This is a genomic window from Mesorhizobium sp. M7A.F.Ca.CA.004.04.2.1, assembly GCF_004022825.1.
GTDB lineage: Bacteria > Pseudomonadota > Alphaproteobacteria > Rhizobiales > Rhizobiaceae > Mesorhizobium.
In genome coordinates this window covers 1-4,018 of sequence record NZ_RZPH01000551.1, presented here as the reverse complement: position 1 = coordinate 4,018, position 4,018 = coordinate 1, and the positions used below count along the sequence as shown (strand labels likewise).

The following is a 4,018-nucleotide window of genomic DNA, read 5'->3' as shown; positions in this document are numbered from 1 at the left end:
GGGGCGGGCCCGCCCCCGCCGCTGTCGATGCCTGCTGCGTCAGGGATGCGGACGCCAAGGCAACCGGCGCATCGGGTTGCGGCTGCGCAACCGCGCCAGCCACCGAGACGCGAGAGAATATGGCGGCCGGCGTCGATGCCTGAACGATCTGTCCTGCGCAAGGCAATCTGGGCGCTTGGACTGACCCAGATCATCGGCTACGGCACGCTCTATTACAGCTTCTCGATCCTCGCGCCGGCAATGGCTGGGGAGTTCGGGCTCACGGAAGGCTGGGTATTCGGCGCGCTGTCGGCCTCGCTCTTTGCCGGCAGCCTGTTCGCGCCGACTGCCGGGCGGTGGGCCGACCGCTTCGGCGCCGGGCGCATAATGACCGTCGGCTCGGTGGCGGCAGCCGTGGCGCTGGCGCTGTGCGCCGTCGCGCCCGACCGCGTGACCTTCGTCCTGGCATTGCTGGCAATGGAGCTGGCCTCCAGCTTCGTCCTCTACAGCGCCGCCTTCGTGGCGATCGTGCAGATCGGGGTTCCCCGGCCGCAACGCAGCATCACCCACCTGACGCTCATCGCCGGGTTCGCCTCGACCCTGTTCTGGCCACTGACTTCGGCGCTGCATGCGCATCTGACATGGCGCGAGGTCTATCTTTTGTTCGCCGCACTCAATCTCGGGCTCTGCCTGCCGATCCACGCCTGGCTGATGCGCCTGTCGCGCCGCCACGCAACAGTCATGCCGCAAGAGCGCGGGCCCGCCCCCGATGAAGCGGGCACGCGGCTCGATGCGCGGCGTGGCCGGGCCGTGTTCCTGCTCATGCTGGCGGGGTTCGCCACCGAGGGCTTCGTGCTGTCGGCGATCCTCATCCACATGGTGCCGCTGACGGCGGCGCTGGGGCTCGGGACCGCAGGCCTTTTCGTCTCGACCCTGTTCGGGCCGGCGCAGGTCGCCAGCCGGCTGATCAACATGCTGTTTGGCGGCCGCCTGCAGCAAACGCACCTCGCCGTCATCGCCGCGTCGCTGGTCACAGCCGGGCTGTGCGCACTGCTCCTGACGACGCCATGGCTGCCCGGCGCCTTCGTGTTCGTATTGCTGTTCGGCCTCGGTTCCGGCCTCACCAGCATCGTCGGCGGCACCTTGCCGCTCGAACTCTTCGGCCGCGAGGGCTATGGTGCGCGGCTCGGATGGGCAAGTGCTGCCCGTCAGTTCACCTCGGCCTTCGCGCCGTTCGCGCTCGCCTTCATGATGGCGCGGACATCCGTCGCCAATTCCCTGTGGGTCCTGGTGGTCGTCGCCGCGAGCGGCGTCATCGCCTTCCTCGCCATCGTGCTGCTGAGGCGCCGCGGCCGGGTTGCGTTCGCCATTGGCGGCAATCCGGAAGAGGCGGCCTGACCGCGCCTCAATGTCTGAGAATCTTGCTCAGAAAAGCGCGGCTGCGGTCGGTCCTGGGGTGTGAGAAGAACTCGTCCGGCGTGCCGCTTTCGACGATGGCGCCGGCGTCCATGAACACCACGCGCTGGGCGACCTTGCGGGCGAAGCCCATCTCGTGTGTCACCACCATCATGGTCATGCCTTCATCGGCGACCGCCACCATGACGTCGAGCACTTCGGAAATCATCTCGGGATCGAGGGCCGAGGTCGGCTCGTCGAACAGCATGATCTTGGGTCGCATGCCAAGGCAACGCGCGATCGCCACGCGCTGCTGCTGGCCGCCGGAGAGCTGTGCGGGATAGGCATCGACCTTATCGGCGAGGCCAACCTTGGCCAGCAATTCGCGGCCTGCTTTTTCAGCCTCGGCGCGCGGGATCTTGCGGACGTGGATGGGGGCGAGCGTGACGTTTTCGAGTGCCGTCTTGTGCGGGTAGAGGTTGAACGACTGGAAGACGAAGCCGATCTCGGTGCGCAGCTGCGTCATGTTGGTGGCGGGGTCGCCCAGGCGTTGGCCATCGACGACGAGGTCGCCGTCCTTGATCGCCTCCAGGCCGTTGACGCAGCGGATCAGCGTGCTCTTGCCCGAGCCGCTCGGGCCGCAGACGACGACCACTTCGCGCGGCTCGACGCTGAGCGTGATATCCTTGAGCACATTGAGCGTGCCGAACCATTTGTTGACGCCGCGAAAGTCGATCATGCCGGTTTTGGCAAGGCCCGTTTTGGTCATGTTTTCTGGACCTTTGGGGTTGGAAGTCACAACTGCACCTCGCCATGCGCCGCGCCCATGCGCTGCTCCAGCCGGCGGGCCAGCATGATCAGCGGATAGCAGACGATGAAATAGCCGACGCCGACGAGGAAGAAGACCAGCAGGCCGTTGGGCACACGCTGCACCACCAGCCAGCCAACCCGGGTGAGGTCGGTGAGCCCGATCGCCGAGACGACGGAAGAATCCTTGATCAGCAGCACATACTGCCCGACCAGCGGCGGCAGCACGATGCGCATCGCCTGTGGGAGGACCACCTGGCGCATGCGCTGCAAGCGCGACAGGCCGGACGCCAGCGCCGCCTCGACCTGACCTGTCGGCACCGAGCGGATGCCGGCAACGACGATCTCGCAGATGAAGCAGGCGGCGAGGTTGGTCAGCGCGATGATGCCGGCGGTGAAGGCATCGAGTTCGATGCCGAACTCAGGCAGGATGAAGAAGATCAGGAAGATCTGCACCAGGAACGGCGTGCCGCGGATCAGGGCGACCCAGGCCCCGATCAAGCCCGAGATCAGCCGGTTGCCGCCGGTCCGCAGGATGCCGAGGCCGAAGCCAAGCAGGGTGCCGAGCACCAGGCTGATCAGTGACAGCATCACGGTCATGCCGAGGCCGCGCAGGGCCAGCGGATAAGAGCCGGCGAGGCTTTGCAGTTGTTGCCAGATCATGTCCGCGCCCCCGCCGTGCCGAGCCAGCGGCTGGAGACGCCAGCCAGTCCTTTCAGTCCGTAATACAGCAGCAGGTAGAAGGCGGCGATGGTGAGGAAACCTTCGGCCGGCATGAAGCGGTCGGAAGCGAGCAATTGGCCGGCGCGCGTCAGTTCGGAAACCGAGATCAGCGACAGAAGGGCGGAATCCTTGACCAGCACGATCGCCTGGCCAAGCAGCGGCGGGATCGTCACCTTGAAGGCCTGCGGCAGGACGACCAGACGCATGCGCTGGACATAGGTCATGCCCGAAGCGACGCTGGCCTCGACCTGGCCACGTGGGATCGACAGGATGCCGGCGCGAATGATTTCAGCGATATAGGCGCCGCTGTTGAGCGACAGCGCGAGAATGCCGACGACCAGCTCAGGCAGGACGAAGCCGAGCCGGGGCAGGCCGAAATAGAGGAAATAGAGCTGCGCCAGCAAGGGTGTGGCGCGTACGGCGTCGATATAGGCCTTGGCCGGCACGCGAAACAGCCAGCCGCGCTGCAGGTTCATGGCGCACAGCACGATGCCGACGATCAGTGCGCCGACAAAGGACAGCGCCGACAGCCAGACGGTCGTGATCAGGCCCTGCCCGAACAGCGGCAGATATTCGACAATGGTGCGGAAACTGAAATTTTCGAGCATCGTTGGGTGCAATCCCCAGAGTGCAGGAAACGACGGATGAAGCGAAATTCCAGGCGGTTTCGCGGCGCTTGAGACGCGCGCGAAACCGCCTGGGTTTTATCGCTGCTTAGTGGTCTTTCTTCCAGGCGTCGGAATTGACCCAGTAGTCGAGGTTCTTCTGCAGGCGACCATCGATGGTGACCTGGTTGAGGAACAGGTTCATCCAGATCAGCAGGTCCGGCTCGTCATAGCGGGTGGCGAAGGCAAGCGGCTCCTTCGACAACAGGTCCGGCATGATGGTGAAGCTGCCGGCCGGATAGGCGGTCGACTGGCCCTTGACCGCCGAGACGTCGTTGACGCCGCAATCGGCCTGGCCGTTGTTGACGGCGTCGAGCAGCAGCGGACCGCCGCCCTTGTAGCTCTTGATGTCGGCGTCGGGGAAGGCTTTCTTGGCTTCCTTCTCGCCGGTGGCGCCGAGCAGCACGGCGATCTTGGTGCCCTTGGCCTTGCAGTCCTCAGTGGTCTTG

General features: G+C 65.5%; 5 protein-coding genes. 1 reads left to right on the top strand and 4 read right to left on the bottom strand.

The genetic code is table 11. The features are described 5' to 3' along the window. Positions 1-135 precede the first annotated feature (135 nt). On the top strand, positions 136-1,377 hold the full coding sequence (gene arsK, locus EN893_RS22350) for an arsenite efflux MFS transporter ArsK (protein ID WP_127270947.1): 1,242 nt from the start codon (positions 136-138) through the stop codon (positions 1,375-1,377). 7 nt (positions 1,378-1,384) lie between these two features. Here arsK and EN893_RS22345 read toward each other — a convergent pair whose 3' ends face one another. The 4 genes from EN893_RS22345 to EN893_RS22330 all read right to left on the bottom strand — a co-directional run. Beyond that, positions 1,385-2,113 carry an amino acid ABC transporter ATP-binding protein gene (locus tag EN893_RS22345; protein WP_164748892.1) on the bottom strand — a complete coding sequence of 243 codons (729 nt, stop codon included), beginning with the start codon at positions 2,111-2,113 and terminating at the stop codon, positions 1,385-1,387. Between the two features lie 56 nt (positions 2,114-2,169). After that, positions 2,170-2,844 (bottom strand): amino acid ABC transporter permease, encoded by a 675-nt coding sequence (locus tag EN893_RS22340; protein WP_128361779.1) that lies wholly within the window; start codon positions 2,842-2,844, stop codon positions 2,170-2,172. Then, complete coding sequence (locus EN893_RS22335) at positions 2,841-3,512, bottom strand: amino acid ABC transporter permease (RefSeq protein WP_127271796.1); 672 nt, start codon at positions 3,510-3,512, stop codon at positions 2,841-2,843. The genes EN893_RS22340 and EN893_RS22335 overlap by 4 nt, the downstream gene beginning before the upstream one ends. Before the next feature lie 106 nt (positions 3,513-3,618). Continuing rightward, positions 3,619-4,018, bottom strand: a 400-nt coding sequence (locus EN893_RS22330; RefSeq protein WP_128361778.1) for a transporter substrate-binding domain-containing protein, incomplete at its 5' end; no start/stop codon positions are given.

Bases quoted from the DNA above. Each gene is read 5' to 3' on its own strand.
- EN893_RS22335 (WP_127271796.1), bottom strand. From the start codon at position 3,512: ATGCTCGAAAATTTCAGTTTCCGCACCATTGTCGAATATCTGCCGCTG.
- EN893_RS22340 (WP_128361779.1), bottom strand. From the start codon at position 2,844: ATGATCTGGCAACAACTGCAAAGCCTCGCCGGCTCTTATCCGCTGGCC.
- EN893_RS22345 (WP_164748892.1), bottom strand. From the start codon at position 2,113: ATGATCGACTTTCGCGGCGTCAACAAATGGTTCGGCACGCTCAATGTG.
- arsK (WP_127270947.1), top strand. From the start codon at position 136: ATGCCTGAACGATCTGTCCTGCGCAAGGCAATCTGGGCGCTTGGACTG.